Raw genomic sequence first — 18,136 nt, 5'->3', positions numbered from 1 at the left:
GCCGAACTTGCGCCTTAGGCGCGCGCCGCGAGCCAATAGAACGCTGCGGCGAGCCCGACGCCGATGAACCACGAGAAGTTGGCGAGCGGCGCCAGCGCCGGCGTCATGACGCATGCGACGGCAATGGCCGCCGCCGGCAGCACGGCCGCGACCGCGCGCCAATTCACGCCGCCTCGGTACCAGTACTCTCCCGATTCCGACATCGAATACAGATCGTCCTGCACGACGCGTTGCCGCTTGACGATGAAGTAATCGACGATCAGCACGCCGTACAGCGGGCCGATGAACGAACCGAGCACATCGAGCGTGTAGTGGATGACGGCCGGGTTGTTGAATAGATTCCACGGCGTGATGAACACCGAGGCCGTGGCGGCGACCATGCCGCCCGCGCGCCAGCTGATGTGCTTAGGCGCCACATTGGAGAAATCGAACGCCGGCGAGACGAAATTGGCGACAATGTTGATGCCGATGGTGGCGATCATGAACGTGAGCGCACCCAGCACCACGGCGAACGGATGATCGATGCGTCCGACCGTGGCGACCGGGTCGGTGATCAATTCGCCGAAGACGGGAAGCGTGGCCGAGGTCGTGACGACCGTGACGAGCGAGAACGCCAAAAAGTTGACCGGCAGCCCCCAAAAATTGCCGCGCTTCACGCTCTCGTAGCTCTTGCAATAGCGCGAGAAGTCTCCGAAGTTGAGCATCGGTCCAGAGAAGTACGACACCACGAGCGAGATGGCCGTAATCGTGACCGGCAACGCCTCCCAACCGTGATACTTCACCGTCCCGAGGTTGAGACTGATGTTCGAAAACCCGGCTCGCGCCACCATGTAGCCGGCCAGGATGAACATGACGACATAGACCGCCGGCCCGGCGAAGTCGATGAACTTCTTGATCGTCTCCATCCCATTCCAAAAGACCAGCGCTTGCAGCACCCACAGCAGCATGAAGCCGGACCAGCCGAGCGCGGACAGGCCGAGCCAGCCGTGGCGATGGACGTCGGCATAAGGCATGAGCTGCGGGGCGAACTTGAGCAGGACGATGACGAATGCGCTCGAGGCGAGATACGTCTGGATCCCGTACCACGCCACGGCGATGAGGCCGCGGATCACGGCCGGAATGTTCGCGCCGAGCACGCCGAACGTGGCGCGGCAGATGACGGGGTAAGGCACGCCGTTGCGCTGGCTCGATTTCGCGATCAAGTTGGCAAAGACATTCACGATACCGATGCCCACGAGCAGTGCAATCAGCACTTGCCAACTCGTCAAACCGAGCGCGAACAAGCTGCCCGCGAAGACGTAGCCGCCCACGCTGTGCACATCGGACATCCAAAACGCGAAGATGTTGTAAGCGCCCCAATGCTGATCGCGCAGCGGCGCGAGATCGGCATTGCATAGTCGTTCGCTGTAGCCGGCGGGCAGATCGACCCCATTGCGGCTGCGCGATGGGCCGACGGCGCCGGCATCGGTCGGTACGGTCAAGTCAGGCATGAGCATCTCCCGTGAAAGGTCAGAGCGTTGCTGCGCGGCATCCGTTCATGCCTGCGCACGACGAAGCGCCTCGTCGAATCGGTCGCAGTCGGCGCGTTCTGCGGCCATCGCCCCGAGAGAAAAGCGAGCTGATCTTGATCAACTACTTATTTAGTTGTCCTAAACGAGCGAGCAAAAGGCCAATCGGCTTCGTCAGAGCTCTGCAGCGCAGTCCGTACGCGTCGTTATCGAATTGAACGGGCCGCGCGACGCCAGGCGGCTCGCCTCGCCTAGGCGCCGAAAACTTCGCGCAAGTCGGCCGCCCCGCGCGCGGGCCGATCGAGCATCTTCAGTTCGACCGTTTCCAAATGCCGCACCATCAGCTCCGAGGCGCGAACCGCATCGCCCGCTTTGATCGCGTCGACGATTCGAGCATGTTCGTCGAATGAACATGGACTGCGTCCGAGCGATTCATAGAGCGCCGAAATCAACGTAGAGCGCGCCACCAAGCCGCCCAAGCAATCGCACAGGACCCGATTGCCAGTCAATGCGGCAAGCTCGGTATGGAATTCGCCTGACAGGCGAATCCATGAACGAAAGTCGCGCTGCTCGAACGCCTTGCGCTCGCGCTCGATCATCTTTCCGATCACCTTCAAATGCGCCGCGCCCTGCCCGCCCTGATTGCGGCACACGCGCTCGATGACCGCGCCCTCGACGATGCGACGCATCTCGAACACTTCATGCACTTCTCGGAGCGATGGGCTGGCCACGAAGGCGCCGCGATTCGGCTCCAAGTCGACGAGATGTTCGGTCGCGAGCAACGACAGCGCTTGGCGCACCGTGCCGCGCTTGACGCCGAACACCTCGCACAACTGCGCCTCGGTCAGCTTCGCTCCGGGGTCCAGCCGGTGCTCGAGAATCGCATCGCGAATGCGTTCGGCAAGGGCGGCGGGCGTAACGGGCTCGGACAATTTCGGCGGCGACATGTTGGGTATAGTAGATTCGACATAAAGATTGTCAACAATTTATTGGGCGGCATCGAAAATTTCTTGGCGTCGAATTCCATCGACAAATCCGCTACTTGGTGCATCGATGCGCCACCGGCGTGCACATTAGGCCGACCGACGCACCGATGTGAAGCGGCGAATCGATCGATAAATTGTCAACAATCTGTCGATGCGTGGCCGACGAAGGCCGCTGCGCCGCTAGCGCAGGGTGGGATGACCGGTGATGGTCAGCGAAAAGCCGTCGTGCCCCGCCTTCAGCCGCGCGCGTGCACCAAAGGGAAGCGTGACGAGATCGGCGCCATGACCGAAACGCAGCCCAGTCACTATCGGGACGCCGGCGACGCCGGCAATTTGCGCGAGCGCCGCGGGCAAGTCGTAGCCGTTGTCGTAGGGAGAGAGTTTGCCGCCCGTGAAATCGCCGAGCACGAGCGCCTGCTGGCGCGAGAGGATGCCGGCCAAATGGAGTTGATAAAGCATGCGTTCGACGCGGTACGGGTGCTCGTTCACGTCTTCGATGAATAGAATGCCGCCGTCGATGTTCGGCATGTAAGGCGTGCCGACGAGCGAGGCGATCATCGCCAGGTTGCCGCCCCACAACGTACCGTCTACATCGATCTCGCTCGTCTGCCGAGCCGGTTCGCGTACCGTGAATTCGGGCGATTCGAGCGCGCGCCAAAAGTGCTCGAGCGTAAAAGCGCTGGGGGTTTGCGCGCCGAAGTTCGCCGTCAGCATCGGGCCGCCGAACGTGACGAGGCCCGCCCGCGCGAACAACGCGAGTTGAATCGCCGTGAAATCGCTGTGCCCGCACAGCGCGACCGGCGCGCCGGTCAGCCGCCGCTCGAGCCCGGCATAGTCGAGACGACCCAAGAGACGCACGGCGCCATAGCCGCCGCGTAAAGCGAGCACGATATCCGGCAGCTCATGAGCCGGATCCGCCAGCCTGTTCAAGTCGGCGGCGCGCTCATCGTCGGCGCCGCCGAATCGGAGATGGCGGCGCTGCGCTGCTTCCTCGCCGAGCACCCTGTGCCCCAGATTTCGCAGCAGATCGATGCCCCGCTTCGCCGCGGCCTCGTCGGGCGGATATCCGGATGGAGCGACGATTTCGATGGTGCGGGGACGGGTCATGGTCGGCGAACGAAACGATGAGTGCGCACGGGCACGGGTATGACGCTCAAACGGGCTGGTCCGGCGCGCACGAGCGCGCCCGCTCCGCGGCCGCGGCACGCTCGGCGCGGATGGCTTGACGCCGGTGCGCAAAAAACGAACGGAGCGCATCGCCGCACTCGGTCCCGAGCACACCGCCCATCACTTGGGTGTGGTGATTGAGTTGCGTATTGGCAAAAGCGTCGACGACGCTCCCGCAAGCCCCTGTCTTCGGATCGTGCGCGCCGAAGACGACGCGCGCGATGCGCGCATGCATGATGGCGCCCGCGCACATCAGGCACGGCTCGAGCGTGACGAAGAGTTCGCACCCTGGCAGCCGGTAGTTCTGCAGCGATCGAGCTCCGGCGCGCAACGCGGCCATTTCGGCGTGAGCGGAGGGGTCGTGGGCGCCGATCGGGTGATTGAAGCCGGTCGCAACGACTTCATCGCCGCGCACGAGAACCGCGCCGACAGGCACTTCCCCGGCCGCTCGCGCCGATTCCGCGGCCTCCAGCGCCAGCGTCATAAAGCGACGGTCACGCTCGGACACGGCTAACGCTTCCGGCGTCACCCCCACCGAGGCTCCATCGTCGGAGCCATCGGCTCGCGGATGACCGTCCCCGTCGGGCCGTGCGAACGGCGTCGTCACGAGAGCCTCGCGCGTTGTTGCGGACGGTGCGCCGCATTTGCCGTCTCGGATTCGGTTGCGGCTTCGGATTCATTGTCGCCTTCGTCTCCCGAGGCTCGCTCGGAGAGCCGTTCCGCGATGCGACGGCAATACTCGCGCGGCACAGCCGTGGGCGCGCCGCGCAACGACTCCAGCGCCATGTCGAGCGCGAGCAGCTTGGCTTGCAAGCCGCAACGCGTGGCTCGGTCGCCCGTGACGCTGAGCTCCTCTTCCAGGTGGCGCAGCGAGCGCAACAACTCGACCGTGGGCGGCACGAAACCGGCATTCTTCAGTATGCGATTGGCGACACGGACTTCCTCGGGCACGAGCAAGTCGTCGTCGAGTTCCTGCGGCGCCCCGGCACCCGGCAAGTCGTCGAACTCGCCACGTGCGGCGGCAGCGGCAATGCGCTGTTCGACCAAGGCATCAAGCAATTTCATCTGCGATCCACTACATTGCGGCGAGCGCATTTTAGCAGGGAGTCGAGTCCGGTTTTCTGGAGCCAACGCTCGGGAAACGGGCGCGACCCTCTCCGGCCCGCCGGGCGGGGCCGGGCGGCGGTCCGGGCGTGCTCTGCCGCGCTATTTCCCGATTTTCGCGCGCAGCTCTCGCGCTGTTTCGAGCAGGCCCTCGTAGCCTGCCCGGCTGTGCTCGGGCAGATCGGGGTCGCCGACGAGGGCGCCCAGCGTCTCGATTAGGCTATAAAGGAGGCCCTTGGCGGCGCTGACGGCGATGTTGCCGGACGACAGCAGCGTATCGACGTGGTTGAGCGCGTCGTTGAGGTGGCCCATTTCGGGCGGCGTGGATTCTTGCTCGGGCCGGTTCGGATCGGGCGTCATGGGTCAATTCCTATCGACTTGATTTGTATGGGTCGGTCCCTCAGGCTGCCGCCGCGGGACCGGTTCTTCAGTCTCTTATATACCCGGTGACGGCAATCGTCCACTGTCGATCGCACCGCGGCCCATCCCACGATCTGCGCGCCGAAGGCGCCATCGCGCGTTTGGCTAGTCGCACCCGCCGCCTCTCGGAACGCCTGCTGTCCTTTCTTCGATCGCCTTGATCACCGCGGCCATGTCCGCGCCGCCGAATCCCAACTCGCGCGTTTCGCGATACAAGGCGTGGCACACGTCGAGCAGCGGCGAAGCAATGCCTGCGGCGCGCGCCGCCTCGGCCACCAGCCGGTTGTTGTCCAGCACGTTTTCTATGCTCGCCTGCACGTCGAAGTTCCGATGCAGCAGCTTCGCGGCTTTCACGCGCGAGACATCGCTCGCCATCGGCCCCGCATCCACGATCGCGACGAACCGGGCGAGATCCAGGCCCTGCTTGCGCGCGAAGTGCGCCGCCTCCGCGAGACCCGTGACCATCGTGATCAAGAAGAGGTTGACGGCGAGTTTCATCGTCAGCGCGCCGGGCACGTCGCCGCAGTACTCGGTTTGCTTGCACATGGCCGCGACAAGCGGCGCGACGGCGTCGACCGCCTCTCGCTCGCCTGCGAGCATCGCCACGAGTTGCGCCGCTTCGGCCGGTTTGCGCGATCCCGATACGGGCGCTTCCACATAGCGCCCGCCCGCGGCACGCACGGCTTGCTCGAGGCCCGCCGAATAGCCAGGCGCCGTCGTTCCCATATGGACGATCGTGCGCCCTCCCACGCGCGCTCTGAAGGCCGGCTCCCCACGAGCAAGCACAAGGTCGACCGCTTCGGCGTTGACTAGCATCAAGAGGACGATCTCGCACCGCTCGAACACCTGCGCCGCATTATCGGCGACCTGTGCGCCCGAGCGCGCCAATACTGCCCGCTTATCCGCCGAACGATTCCAGACGATGAGCGGAACGCCCGCTTTTCTCAGGTTGAGCGCCATCGGCTCACCCATCGTTCCCAAACCAATGAACCCCACCGGCGCCGGCGTCATCGCATCTTCCTCTCAGTGATGGTGAGATGGTCGAACTCGTGGACGAGATCGACCTCATCGAGCATTCCCAGTCGATGCTACGGATTTGCTATCGTTCTGAAAATCGCATTGTTTCGAATTGCCATTTCAGGAAATCGAAAATGAGCCATCCTCTTAATTTCGATATGGACGCGCTGCGGACGATGGTCGTCGGCGTCGAACTGGGCGGTTTCTCGCACGCGGCGGCACGCCTTCATCGGTCGCCGTCCGCCGTCAGCATGCAATTGCGCAAGCTCGAATCGCAAGCGGGACAACCCCTTTTCAAACGCCACGGCCGCGGCCTGGTACCGACGGAAGCCGGCAATGTCCTGCTGCAATACGCCCGACGCGTGCTCGCGCTGAACGACGAGCTCGGCTCGGCGCTGGGCGCGGTAAACACGCGAGCGGCGATGCGCGTGGGCATCCCGCAGGATTTCGCCGATGTGATCCTGCAGGATCTGCTCGCGCGCTACGCCGACGTAAAGCCGCAAGTCCAGGTGGAAGTGAAGGCGGGACGAAACTTCGAATTGGCGGCCGACGTCGCAAGCGGCAAGCTCGATGCCGCCGTGGCGTTCGCGAAGCCCGGCACGGGCGGCGGCGAGCGTATCGCGACGATTCCGGCCGTATGGCTCGCATGCCTGCCCGCGCTGCACCGGCTCGACGCACAGTCGACGGTACCGCTGGCGGTATTCGATGGCCCTTGCTTGTTCCGCGATATGGCGATCGATTCCCTCTCGCGCGCCGGCGTTGCATGGCGCATTGCCATGACGACGCCGAGCCTTGCCAGCCTATGGTGCGGCATGCGCGCGGGCCTCGGCGTCACGGCGCGGACTGCGCTCGCGCCCCCCGACGGGCTCGGCATGATGACGGGCGCGCCACCGCTCGGTTTCGTGGATGTGGTGCTGCATCGCGCGGCCCGTGCCGACGACGACGCCCATGCGCTCGCCGACTTGCTGCGAGAAGTCATCGTCGCGCAGTGTCGAGCGGCGCGCAAACGCCCCGTGCGCAGCGCTCGAGCTAAGTCAAGTTGAGCTGAGTCGACCTCAGCGCCCCTCGTGCGCAATCGCGATCTTCCCGAAATGCTGCCCGCCTTGCGCGAGGTAGGCATAGGCTTGCGGCGTCTCGCCGATCGGGAACGTCTTGTCGACCACCGGCGCGATCTTGCTGGCGGCGATGGCACGCGCGACATCTCGCAAATCAGCCACGGAGCCGGTCGTATTGCCTTGAACGTTCAATTCCTTCGTCATGATCGCGAAAAGATCGGCCTGTGCCGTCGTCCCCGTCACGAAGCCGATGACGAAGACCGTGCCGCCGGCCGCGGCGGCATTGACCGATCGGCCGAACGTTTGCGTACCGCCGGTTTCGATGACCAGGTCGGCCCCGTTGCCTCCGGTCATCTCGCGCACCGCCTCGTCCCACGCCGGCGTGCTGCGGTAGTTGATCGTGTAATCGGCGCCGAGCGCCCTCGCCCGCTCGAGCTTTTCATCGGAGGAAGACGTGATGACGACGGTCGCCCCCGCTGCCTTCGCGAGTTGCAATGCGAGCACGCTGACGCCGCCCGTGCCTATCAGCGCGACAACGGACCCAGGGCGCACGTTGGCGGCGCGCAAGCCGCGCCAGGCCGTGGTCGCGGCAATAGGCAGCGTCGCGGCGGCTTCGTCGTTCAAATGCGCGGGCGTCGGCACCAGCGCGCTGGCGGGCAGGACGACGTATTCCGCCAAGGATCCAGGCAATACCACGCCCCGCGTAGCTCGGCTTGTCTCGAGGCGCGCCGGGCCGCCGACCCAAAGGGGCTTCGAATGCGGAATCACGCGCTGCCCCACGGCGAACTCGGTCACCCCGGCGCCGACCTCGGCCACTTCGCCCGCCCCATCCGCCACCGGGATCAACGGAAAACGCGGAACCGGATAACGCCCCGTTGCGACCGCGAGGTCGACGAAGTTCAAGCTCGCCGCGCGCATCCGGACAAGCACTTCGCCAGGGCCCGGCTCGGGCTGCGGCAGGTTCACGGCGCGCAGGCCGTCGAGGGAAGGTGCGGATAGTTCGATAGCACGCATGACTGAGCTCCTTGGGTTGAATGAGCCACAGATTACTCATGCATCGACAAGGTATAAACTGATCCATTTACACGATACTCGTGCACACCATGCAGCAATGGCCGGATGGAAATCACGTCGCCGAGCTCGCCGCGTTCGCGGCTGTGGCGGAACAAAGGTCGTTTACGAAGGCGGCGGCCGTGCTTGGCCGCGACGCCACGGTACTTTCGCGACGCGTGCAGTCGCTCGAGCGGCGGCTCGGTGTGCGCCTCTTCGCTCGCACCACGCGTCATGTGGCGCTGACCGAAGCAGGCGTTGGGTTTCTTGCGCGGGCGCAAGCCATCGCCGCTGCGCTGGCCGATGCCGAAGAAGAAGCGTCGGCCCATGGCAGCGGCGCGCCGCGCGGGACGCTTCGATTGGCGCTGCCGGCCACGTTCGGACGCATGTGGATTGCGCCATATTTGCCCGATTTCATCGCGGCGCACCCACAGGTACGCATCGACGCGTCGTACTCGAATCGATTCGTCGATCTGGTGGCGCAAGGGTACGACCTGGCCGTGCGGCTGGGCGAACTGGCCGATTCGCGATTGGTCGCTCGGCGCATTGCGCCTCGCCGGCGGCTGCTCTGCGCCGCCCCTTCGTTTCTCGAGCGCCACGGCTCGCCTGCGCGGCCCGAGGCGCTCGAGCGGCTCGCGTGCCTTGCCTTCGCGGGCTTGGCCTCGCATCCGCATTGGACATTCGCCAATGCGAACGGCGAGCGCGTCACGATCCGCGCGGACGGCCCGATGGTATCGGACGACGCCGAAGCGCTCGTGCATGCCGCCGTGCGCGGCTTGGGAATTATGTTGAGCACCGACTGGCTCGTCGGCCGGGAGTTGGCGGCAGGGACGCTCGTGCCGGTGCTCGAGGAATGGCTGCCGGAAGACGAAGGGGCGATTTACGCGGTCGTGCCGTCCAACCGGCTGCTGCCCTCGAAAACGCGCGCTTTCATCGATTGGATCGCTCGGTTGTTTTCACCGGCGCCGCCATGGCGCGGACCAGTCACTGCGCCCATGGATCGACCAGCGTAACGCCGCATTCTTCGAAGTCCTTGACGTTACGCGTTGCGAGCGTCGCCCCTCTGGAGCGGGCCACGGCGGCGATCATCGCATCGAACTGGCTGATCGGCCGCCCGGCGCACTTGCGCGACACGGCGATCTGCGCATAGATCTCGGCGGCATCGCTGTCGAAGCCAAGCAACCTGCCGGCGAAGTCTTCCTCGAAAATGGCGCCGATTGCCGCGGACAAACTCTGCTTCCGGGCACCGTCGGGCAAAAGCGCGAGCCCGTACAGAATCTCCGCGCGCGTGATCGTTGTCGTGAAAAGCGCGGCGCGCCGCTGAGCCTCGAACCATCCGATCACGCGGGGATCGGGCGCCGACTTCAGTGTTTCCGAGAGAACATTGGTGTCTAGAACGATCATGCGCCGAAATCCGCCGGGTTCCGAATCGCTTCGCGAGCCGGCAAGTCCAGATCGATGCCGCCAACCGGCAGGATTCGGCGGCGAATAGAGCCGATCAGACTTTGTCCGCTGCCCTCGTCCTGCGTCGACAGCGCGGCACGCAAGATGTCCCGCGCTTCGTCTTCCATCGAGCGGCCATGCTTCGCAGCCTGAACGCGCAAGCGGGATTTGAGGTGATCGTCGATATTGCGAATCGTCATGCTTGCCATGCGGGGGCCCTCCGTTAATCATTGATTGCATTTTAATCAATGATTGCATTCCGCACAACCCACGGGCGTGCAAGGTGGTTTCGGGGCGGGTGTGCCGCACGGCGCGCCGCGGCTGCGCCTGCGACGCACGGCGCTCGGGGCGCTCGTAAAGCCGAGTGCGCATGGGCGCGCCGACGCTCTTTCCTGATTCACGTGTCATCGACAACCTTCGACGTTGGATGGGCTTTCATTGTCGGCCGCCGACGGCCGCTGTCGAAGTCGTCCGAACGGCCGATCGAGCCCGCCGACGAGCCGCCGCTCAGATTTCCGTCATCGCGCGGCGCGATTTTCGGCCGGCGTCTTCATCGGTATGATTGGCGGGCCCCACGCTCGATCGTCACAAGGAAGCCGCCATGCAAATCGATCCGTCAGTCGTCGCCGCCTTCACGCCTACCGGCAAGCTTCGCGCGTCGATCAACTTGGGAAATCCGATTCTCGCCAACAAGGATCCCGAATCGGGCGAGCCCTTCGGCGTGTCGATCGACCTTGCTCGCGCGTTCGCCTCGAAGCTGCGGGTGGAGCTAGAACTGATCGTGTTCGACACGGCCGGCAAATCGGTCGAGGCGGTGGGCGAGGACCGCGCCGATTTCGGCTTTTTCGCGGTCGACCCGTTGCGCGGGGAAAAAATCGCGTTCACCGCGCCGTACGTGTTGATCGAAGGCTTCTATCTCGTGCGCGAACACTCCTCGATCAAAACGAACGAGGCGGTCGATGTGCCCGGAAACCGTGTCGCTGTCGGAAAAGGCAGCGCGTACGACCTGTTCCTCACGCGCGAACTGAAGCGCGCGAGCATCGTCCGCGCGCCGAGTTCGCAAGCCGTCGTGCAGACTTTCTTGGAACAAAACCTGGAAGTGGCCGCGGGCGTCAAACAACAGCTCGAAGCGGATGCAGGCAAAACAACGGGGCTTCGCTTGCTCGGCGAGCGGTTCATGGTCATTGCGCAGGCGATGGGAACGCCGAAGAGCCGCGGCCACGCCGCCGCGGCCGCGCTAGCCGAGTTCGTCGAGGAAATGAAAACATCGGGCTTCGTCGCCGATGCGCTGCGGCGGCATAAGATCGCCGGCGCCGGCGTGGCGCCGAGCGTTCGCTGAGTCGCTCGGCGAGCCCGATTACTTCACCTTCACCTCGGTGTGCACGACGACCGGAGGCTGGGCGAAAAAGGCGCCAACCAAGCCTCGCCAAGTTTGGAAATCTTCGGATTGCCGGAAGTCGACCATATGGTTCTCCACGGTTTCCCAACGCACGATCAGCACGTATCGCGCATCATGCTCGATTACGCGGTGCAGTTCGGCCCCTCCACACCCCTTCGCCCGGGCGAATAGCGGCAGCGCTTCTTTCACGCGCGCTTCGAATTCCTCGTTTTTGCCGGGGAGTATGTCGATATGAGCCATTTCGAGAACCACGTTTCCTCCAGTCGGTAGGGGGTGAATATCGCGTCGCAGGGCGGCATACGGTTCGCTCGAACGAAGCAAGCGGCGAAACGAATTCCATGCGACCGCCACATTACTATGCTTGGACCGACGACGCCACCGCCGTGCGGGAAGGCTCTATCGCGCGTGCAGGCCTCACGTGCTGCACGCATGAATCAGAAACTGCTGTAGCGCGGTGGCGGGCCCGCTAAGCGGCGCCCCTTTCAACCAAATCATGCCCGCGTCCATTTGAGGCACGGCATCGACAATCGGCCGCGCTTCGATACGCTTGCCTTCCAGCGACCATGGGCGGAACACCATGTCCGACAAGACCGTCACGCCGAAGCCGTGCGCCACCAGTCCGCGCAACGCTTCCATCGAGCTCGTGCGAAACGCGACATTCGGCTCGAGCCCCGTCTTCTTCCAATAGCGCAGCGCCGATTGCTCGCCCTCGTCGACCGTGATCAAGATGTACGGATGCGCGGCGATGTCCTTCAGCGAAGGTTCCTCCACTTGCGCAAGCGGGTGCGACGGCGCCACCCATAGCTGCCGGCGCGACCGAATCAGCACCTGCCGGCCGAAGCGGCTCGGCTTTTCGACATTCGAAAGCAGCACCACGCCGATGTCGGTCTCGCCGTCCAGCACCGCCTGTTCGATTTCCACCCGCTCCATGTCGCGAAGATCGAACTCGATGAACGGATAGGTCGCGCGAAAGCGTGCGAGCAATTCCGGCAAGAAGTAGCCCAGCACCGTATATGACGCGGCGACCCGCACGACGCCGCGCATGTCATGCGAACGAAACGGCGGCTTGTGCACAGCGTCGCTCGCCGCGTCCAGCACGCGCCGCGCATGCTGGTAAAAGTCCTGACCGTCCGCTGTCAGCGCCACGCCGTGCGGCAACCGCTCGAACAGGCGCGTTGCGAGTCCGCTTTCCAGCGCCAGAACCGCGTTCGTAATCGCCGACTGCGAGACATGCTCGTTCGCCGCCGCCATCGAAAACTGGCCCGTTTGCGCCGCCGCTACGAAGTAGCGCAGCTGTCGCAGCGTGAGATCGAATGCCATCTGTTTTTCGAATACCCGGATTGCCAATTTGTGATTTTACGATATCCGTTGCGGTTCCTATACTCGGCGAAAAAAGCACCTCGGTCTTTTCCGGAGACAGTCCCCCTCATGAATGCGCCCGACCAATCCGTCGCCCGCGAGCCGGCGAGCGAATCGTCCGCCTCCCCCGCGCACGCCGTGTCGCTCGACGACAAATACACCCTCGACAAAGGCCGCGTATACATCAGCGGGACGCAAGCGCTCGTCAGGCTGCCGATGCTGCAGAAGGCTCGAGACCTCAAGGCCGGCCTGAACACCGCTGGCTTCATCTCCGGCTATCGCGGCTCCCCGCTCGGCGCGCTCGACCAATCGCTCTGGAAGGCAAAGACGCACCTGAAGGCGAACGACATCGTCTTTCAGCCCGGCGTCAATGAGGACTTGGCGGCCACCGCCGTGTGGGGCACGCAGCAGATCAACTTATGGCCCGGCGCCACGCGCGACGGTGTCTTCGCCATGTGGTACGGCAAGGGGCCCGGCGTCGATCGCACCGGCGACGTGTTCAAACACGGCAATTCCGCGGGCAGCGATGCGCGCGGCGGCGTGCTCGTGCTGGCCGGCGACGACCATGCGGCCAAATCGTCGTCGGTCGCGCATCAATCCGAGCATGCGCTCATCGCGGCAGGCATCCCGGTGCTGTACCCCGCGAACGTGCAGGAATACCTCGACTACGGCTTGCATGGCTGGGCGATGAGCCGCTATTCGGGCCTATGGGTTGCGATGAAGTGCGTGACGGATGTGATCGAATCGACCGCATCGATCGATCTCGATCCCGATCGCGTCCAAATCGTCACGCCTACCGACTTCACCCTTCCCCCGCCTGGACTCAATATCCGATGGCCCGACGCGCCGCTGGCGCAAGAGGCCCGCTTGCTCGACGAGAAGTGGTATGCCGCGCTGGCCTATGTTCGAGCCAACAAGCTCAATCGCGTCGTCATCGATTCCGCCAAGCCGCGTTTCGGCATCATCACCGCGGGCAAGGCGTATTTAGACGTGCGTCAAGCGCTCAGCGATTTGGGCCTCGACGACGAGACGTGCGCGAGCATCGGCCTGCGCCTCTTGAAAGTCGGGTGCGTATGGCCGCTCGACGCGCAAGACGCACGAGCCTTCGCCACTGGCCTCGAGGAAATTCTGGTCGTCGAGGAAAAGCGCCAAATACTCGAATACGCGCTGAAGGAAGAACTGTACAACTGGCGGGAAGACGTTCGCCCGAAGATCTACGGCAAGTTCGACGAGCGAGACAACGAAGGTGGCGAATGGTCCGTGCCGCGCGGCGACTGGCTGTTGCCCGCTCACTATGAACTGTCGCCCGCGCTCATCGCGAAAGCCATCGCGCGGCGCCTTTCGCGCGTGCAGTTGCCCGAGGACGTGCGTGCGCGCATGCTCGCGCGCGTGGCGCTCATCGAGGCGAAAGAACGCGAGGCGACGAAGCCGCGTGTCGCCGTCGAACGCAAGCCGTGGTTTTGCTCGGGCTGCCCGCACAACACTTCGACGAACGTGCCCGAGGGCTCGCGCGCGCTGGCCGGTATCGGCTGCCACTACATGTCGATGTGGATGGACCGCAAGACCGAGACGTTCAGCCAGATGGGCGGCGAAGGCGTGGCTTGGCTCGGGCAGATGCATTTTTCCGGCGACAAGCACGTGTTCGTCAATCTTGGCGACGGCACCTATTTCCATTCGGGCTTGCTCGCGATCCGTGCGGCGATCGCGGCCAGCGCGAACGTGACGTACAAGATTCTTTATAACGACGCCGTGGCGATGACGGGCGGACAACCCGTCGACGGCGTGCTGACGGTGCCGCAGATCGCACATCAGGTGCACGCGGAAGGCGCCAAGCGCATCGTCATCGTGACCGACGAACCCGAGAAATACGGCGCGGGCGTTGCGCTACCGGCAGGCGTGGACGTGCACCACCGCGATCGCCTCGACGCCGTGCAGCGCACCTTGCGCGATACGGCGGGCACCACCGTGCTGATCTACGATCAAACGTGCGCCACGGAAAAACGCCGCCGCCGCAAGCGCGGTACTTACCCGGACCCTGCCCGCCGCGCGTTCATCAACGACGCGGTATGCGAAGGCTGCGGCGATTGCTCCGTGCAATCGAATTGCCTGTCCGTCGAGCCGCTCGACACCCCGCTCGGCACCAAGCGCAAGATCAACCAGTCTTCGTGCAACAAAGATTTTTCCTGCGTGAAAGGCTTTTGCCCGAGCTTCGTGACCGCTGAGGGCGCGCAGCTTCGAAAGCCCGCCACTACGCGCGATGCCGGCACGGCAACGCCCGATTTCAATGCATTGCCGCTGCCGTCGCTCCCCGCGCTCGCGAAGCCGTACGGTGTGCTCGTCACGGGCGTCGGCGGCACGGGCGTGGTCACGATCGGCGGATTGATCGGCATGGCGGCCCACCTCGAACGCAAAGGGGTGACCGTGCTCGACATGGCCGGGCTCGCGCAGAAAGGCGGCGCGGTGCTGAGCCATGTGCAGATAGCCGCCGCGCCCAGCGCCCTGCACGCCACGCGCATCGCCACCGGCGAGGCGCGGCTCGTGATCGGCTGCGATGCAATCGTATCCGCGTCCAGCGACGTGCTCTCCCGCACGCAGCATGGCGTAACCGTCGCCGCCGTCAACAGCGGCGCGACGCCCACCGCGGACTTCATCAAGAACCCGAAATGGAGGTTCCCCGGCACGCAGACCGAAGCCGTGCTGCGCGACAACCTGGGCAACGGCTGTTCGTTCATCGACGCCAACGCGCTTGCGCTGAAACTGCTCGGCGATACGATCTACAGCAACCCGTTGCTGCTCGGTTTCGCTTGGCAAAAGGGCTGGCTGCCGCTGGAACTCGCGAGCCTGCTGCGCGCGATCGAGCTCAACGGCGTAGCGGTGCAGAAGAATCAGCAAGCCTTCCACTGGGGCCGTCACCTCGCGCATTACGGGGATGCGGCCATCGCGGCTGTGCTCAAGCCCAGCGCCGAGCAGCAGACGGTGGTCGTGCATATGCCGGAATCGCTCGATCAAGTCGTTTCGAAGCGCGAGGCGTTGCTGACGGCCTATCAGGACGAAGCGTACGCGCGCAGCTATCGCACCGTGATCGACCGCATTCGAGCAAAGGAAGCGCAACTCGGGGGCGATACGAAGCTGCCGCTCACGAAGGCCGTGGCGGTAAACCTCGCGAAGCTGATGGCTTACAAGGACGAATACGAAGTCGCCCGCCTTTACGCGGATCCGGCCTATTTAACCAAACTGCGCCAGCAGTTCGAGGGCGAGCCAGGCCGCGACTATAAGCTGAGCTTCCATCTCGCCCCGCCGCTGCTGGCCAGGCGTGACGAACATGGGCATCTGCAGAAGACGCGCTTCGGCCCTTGGGTGCTGCCGGTGTTTCGCGTCTTGGCGAAAATGAAAGGGCTGCGAGGAACGGCGTTCGATGTGTTCGGTAAAACCGCCGAGCGGCGCGGCGAGCGGCAATTGATCGCCGACTACGTCGCGCTCGTCGATGAGTTTTGCGCATCGCTCGACAGCCGGCGTCTGGCGGTTGCGGTGCAGTTGGCGAACTTGCCTGACGAGATTCGCGGTTTCGGTCACGTCAAGGAGCGCAATATCGCGGCGGCGGCCAAGAAGAAGGAGCGACTGCTGGCCGAGTACCGCTCGCCGCAAGATCACGCCGCCACAGCGTGAACCCGAGGGCAAGCGATCTCTTTCATGCCGGTTCTTTATGCCTCTGGTATGGTTTCATACCGGTGACACGCCGCACGAGCGAGTTCACTGCCCCAGTCTCCTAGTTCGTCGAAAAAAGGACAACGCACCCCATGAACGCCAACCCTCTCGCTACGGCGGACGTTCCCGTCGCTGCCCGCGACTCGATTCGTGCCTTGCGCGCCTCGCGCATCCGCGAAGTGGCGAACGCGGGGTTCGGATTGCCCGATGTCCTGCCGTTCTGGTTCGGCGAGTCCGACCGCGTCACGCCCGATTTCATCCGCGACGCAGCCGCGCAAGCGCTGTCGCGCGGGGCGACTTTTTACACGCACAACCTCGGCATCGCCCCGTTGCGCGACGCACTGGCCGGCTACGTGACGGAGTTGCACGGCCGCACGACGATGGACCACGTGGCCGTGACGAGCGCCGGCGTCAATGCCCTGATGTTGGCTGCGCAATTGGTCGTCGGGCCGGGCGATCGCACCGTCGCCGTGACACCCTTGTGGCCGAACGTGGTCGAGATCCCGAAGATCCTCGGCGCACAGGTCGATACCGTCTCTCTCGACTACGGCGATCTAGGCTGGACGCTCGACGTCGATAAGCTCCTTTCCGCGCTCAAGCCCGATACGAAGCTTTTGACCGTCAACTCGCCGAGCAACCCTACGGGCTGGGTCATGCCGCGAGAGGCGCAGCAAGCGGTGCTCGACCATTGCCGCCGCCACGGCATCTGGATTCTGGCCGACGAAGTCTACGAACGTCTGTACTACGGTGCGCAACCGGCGGCGCCTTCGTTTTTGGACCTCGCCGAGCGCGACGAGCGCGTCATCTGCGTCAACTCGTTCTCCAAGTCGTGGCTGATGACCGGTTGGCGGCTCGGCTGGATGGTGCTGCCCAGCGCCCTCACCGACGATCTGGGCAAACTCATCGAATACAACACGTCGTGCGCCCCGTCGTTCGTGCAAGAAGCCGGCGTCGTGGCCGTGCGCGACGGAACGCCGTTTATCCAAGGTGAGAACGTGCGCCTGAGGGCCGCGCGCGATCATCTCGTGAGCGCGCTGTCGAAGGTGCCCGGCGTCGACGTGCATTCGCCCGAAGGTGCAATGTACGTCTTCTTCCGCTTGGCCGGCGCGCAGGATAGCTTGGCGTTTTGCAAGCGACTCGTGCGCGAAGCGCGGCTCGGGCTCGCGCCCGGCAGCGCGTTCGGCCCCGAGGGCGAAGGGTTCGTGCGGTGGTGCTACGCATGCGATGTGCAGCGGCTCGATGAAGGGGTGAAGCGGCTGCAAGGGTTCTTGGAAAAGGCGGCTTAGGCACGGCGGCCCGAGCCGGCTGGTCTCGCGTGTGTCCAGACGCCATCCGGTGTAAGCGCCACTCGTCTACGTCTATGTTTGTGCTTGCACCGCCATTTGCGTCGAAATTCAATTCCGCCGTCACGCTCAGGCGAGCGCCGAGGCCTTTCGCTCTGCCGCGTCGCGTCTGGGCGGCGCATTGAACAGCCGACCGTACTCCCGGCTGAATTGCGACGGGCTCTCGTAGCCGACGCGAAAGCCCGCTTCCGCCGCACCCAGCCCTTCCACCAGCATGAGACGGCGCGCCTCCTGCAAGCGAATCTGCGTACGAAAGCGCAAAGGGCTCATGTGAGTCGCAGCCTTGAATTGCGCATGGAAAGTTGAAACGCTCATGTCCGCGATCGAGGCGAGATCGTCGATGGCGAACGCTTCCGCATAGTGCTGCCGGATGAAAGCGATCGCTTTCTGAATCCGAAAAATGCGTCCCGTGTGAAACGCGATCTGACGCAGCATGTCGGCATGCGGGCCGCGAAGTAGACGATAGAGGATTTCCCGCTCGATCAGCGGCGCGAGCGCGGGCACGTCGTCCGGCGCATCGAGCAGTCGCAGCAAACGAACTGCCGCGTCGATCAGCGGGGGGGTCGCCGCTTCGACGGCG

Annotated in this window: 18 protein-coding genes; 5 read left to right on the top strand and 13 right to left on the bottom strand. The window is 64.4% G+C overall.

All coding sequences use genetic code 11. The features are described 5' to 3' along the window. Positions 1-14 precede the first annotated feature (14 nt). The 7 genes from ACTHNR_RS02515 to ACTHNR_RS02485 form a co-directional block, all read right to left on the bottom strand. Complete coding sequence (locus tag ACTHNR_RS02515) at positions 15-1,490, bottom strand: NCS1 family nucleobase:cation symporter-1 (protein ID WP_440545866.1); 1,476 nt, start codon at positions 1,488-1,490, stop codon at positions 15-17. A 269-nt stretch (positions 1,491-1,759) separates the two neighbouring features. Continuing rightward, on the bottom strand, positions 1,760-2,455 hold the full coding sequence (locus tag ACTHNR_RS02510; protein ID WP_440545865.1) for a GntR family transcriptional regulator: 696 nt from the start codon (positions 2,453-2,455) through the stop codon (positions 1,760-1,762). Between the two features lie 219 nt (positions 2,456-2,674). After that, complete coding sequence (gene ldcA / locus ACTHNR_RS02505; RefSeq protein ID WP_440545863.1) at positions 2,675-3,601, bottom strand: muramoyltetrapeptide carboxypeptidase; 927 nt, start codon at positions 3,599-3,601, stop codon at positions 2,675-2,677. 46 nt (positions 3,602-3,647) lie between these two features. After that, positions 3,648-4,196, bottom strand: coding sequence for a tRNA adenosine(34) deaminase TadA (gene tadA / locus ACTHNR_RS02500; RefSeq protein WP_440545927.1), 549 nt, complete (start codon positions 4,194-4,196; stop codon positions 3,648-3,650). Positions 4,197-4,264: 68 nt separating this feature from the next. Beyond that, positions 4,265-4,726 carry a DUF1992 domain-containing protein gene (locus ACTHNR_RS02495; RefSeq protein WP_440545861.1) on the bottom strand — a complete coding sequence of 154 codons (462 nt, stop codon included), beginning with the start codon at positions 4,724-4,726 and terminating at the stop codon, positions 4,265-4,267. A 141-nt stretch (positions 4,727-4,867) separates the two neighbouring features. After that, positions 4,868-5,125 (bottom strand): hypothetical protein, encoded by a 258-nt coding sequence (locus ACTHNR_RS02490; RefSeq protein ID WP_440545860.1) that lies wholly within the window; start codon positions 5,123-5,125, stop codon positions 4,868-4,870. Between the two features lie 165 nt (positions 5,126-5,290). Beyond that, positions 5,291-6,196, bottom strand: coding sequence for an NAD(P)-dependent oxidoreductase (locus tag ACTHNR_RS02485; protein ID WP_440545859.1), 906 nt, complete (start codon positions 6,194-6,196; stop codon positions 5,291-5,293). A 140-nt stretch (positions 6,197-6,336) separates the two neighbouring features. Here ACTHNR_RS02485 and ACTHNR_RS02480 point away from each other — a divergent pair, with 140 nt between their 5' ends. Then, positions 6,337-7,245, top strand: a complete 909-nt coding sequence (locus ACTHNR_RS02480; RefSeq protein WP_440545858.1) for a LysR family transcriptional regulator — start codon at positions 6,337-6,339, stop codon at positions 7,243-7,245. Positions 7,246-7,257: 12 nt separating this feature from the next. On the opposite strand, the gene ACTHNR_RS02475 is transcribed toward ACTHNR_RS02480, so the two are convergent. Further along, positions 7,258-8,271, bottom strand: a complete 1,014-nt coding sequence (locus tag ACTHNR_RS02475; protein ID WP_440545856.1) for a zinc-dependent alcohol dehydrogenase family protein — start codon at positions 8,269-8,271, stop codon at positions 7,258-7,260. A gap of 89 nt (positions 8,272-8,360) precedes the next feature. Here ACTHNR_RS02475 and ACTHNR_RS02470 point away from each other — a divergent pair, with 89 nt between their 5' ends. Further along, positions 8,361-9,320, top strand: a complete 960-nt coding sequence (locus ACTHNR_RS02470) for a LysR family transcriptional regulator (protein ID WP_440545855.1) — start codon at positions 8,361-8,363, stop codon at positions 9,318-9,320. Here ACTHNR_RS02470 and ACTHNR_RS02465 read toward each other — a convergent pair. Both ACTHNR_RS02465 and ACTHNR_RS02460 read right to left on the bottom strand, forming a co-directional pair. Next, positions 9,292-9,711, bottom strand: coding sequence for a type II toxin-antitoxin system VapC family toxin (locus ACTHNR_RS02465; protein ID WP_440545854.1), 420 nt, complete (start codon positions 9,709-9,711; stop codon positions 9,292-9,294). The genes ACTHNR_RS02470 and ACTHNR_RS02465 overlap by 29 nt on opposite strands. Then, on the bottom strand, positions 9,708-9,959 hold the full coding sequence (locus tag ACTHNR_RS02460) for a FitA-like ribbon-helix-helix domain-containing protein (RefSeq protein WP_440545853.1): 252 nt from the start codon (positions 9,957-9,959) through the stop codon (positions 9,708-9,710). The genes ACTHNR_RS02465 and ACTHNR_RS02460 overlap by 4 nt, the downstream gene beginning before the upstream one ends. A gap of 392 nt (positions 9,960-10,351) precedes the next feature. Between ACTHNR_RS02460 and ACTHNR_RS02455 the strand changes: the two genes are divergently transcribed. Beyond that, positions 10,352-11,089: an ABC transporter substrate-binding protein gene (locus ACTHNR_RS02455; RefSeq protein WP_440545852.1), complete on the top strand. Its 738-nt coding sequence runs from the start codon at positions 10,352-10,354 to the stop codon at positions 11,087-11,089. An 18-nt stretch (positions 11,090-11,107) separates the two neighbouring features. Here the strand turns inward: ACTHNR_RS02455 and ACTHNR_RS02450 are convergent, their stop codons facing one another. Beyond that, complete coding sequence (locus tag ACTHNR_RS02450; protein WP_440545851.1) at positions 11,108-11,401, bottom strand: antibiotic biosynthesis monooxygenase family protein; 294 nt, start codon at positions 11,399-11,401, stop codon at positions 11,108-11,110. A 162-nt stretch (positions 11,402-11,563) separates the two neighbouring features. Beyond that, entirely contained in the window at positions 11,564-12,469 is a 906-nt protein-coding gene (locus ACTHNR_RS02445) for a LysR family transcriptional regulator (RefSeq protein ID WP_440545850.1), read from the bottom strand. Between the two features lie 108 nt (positions 12,470-12,577). Between ACTHNR_RS02445 and ACTHNR_RS02440 the strand changes: the two genes are divergently transcribed. Together ACTHNR_RS02440 and ACTHNR_RS02435 are read left to right on the top strand one after the other, a co-directional pair. Continuing rightward, complete coding sequence (locus ACTHNR_RS02440) at positions 12,578-16,174, top strand: indolepyruvate ferredoxin oxidoreductase family protein (protein WP_440545849.1); 3,597 nt, start codon at positions 12,578-12,580, stop codon at positions 16,172-16,174. 131 nt (positions 16,175-16,305) lie between these two features. Next, positions 16,306-17,499 carry a pyridoxal phosphate-dependent aminotransferase gene (locus tag ACTHNR_RS02435; protein WP_440545848.1) on the top strand — a complete coding sequence of 398 codons (1,194 nt, stop codon included), beginning with the start codon at positions 16,306-16,308 and terminating at the stop codon, positions 17,497-17,499. A 126-nt stretch (positions 17,500-17,625) separates the two neighbouring features. Here ACTHNR_RS02435 and ACTHNR_RS02430 read toward each other — a convergent pair. Then, positions 17,626-18,136 (bottom strand): helix-turn-helix domain-containing protein (locus ACTHNR_RS02430; RefSeq protein WP_440545847.1); only part of this gene is annotated, 511 nt, incomplete at its 5' end.

The sequence above is a fragment of the Trinickia sp. genome, assembly GCF_051954495.1.
Classification (GTDB): domain Bacteria; phylum Pseudomonadota; class Gammaproteobacteria; order Burkholderiales; family Burkholderiaceae; genus Trinickia.
Note: the sequence above shows the minus strand (reverse complement) of the source record. Positions and strands in the feature narration are given on the sequence as shown.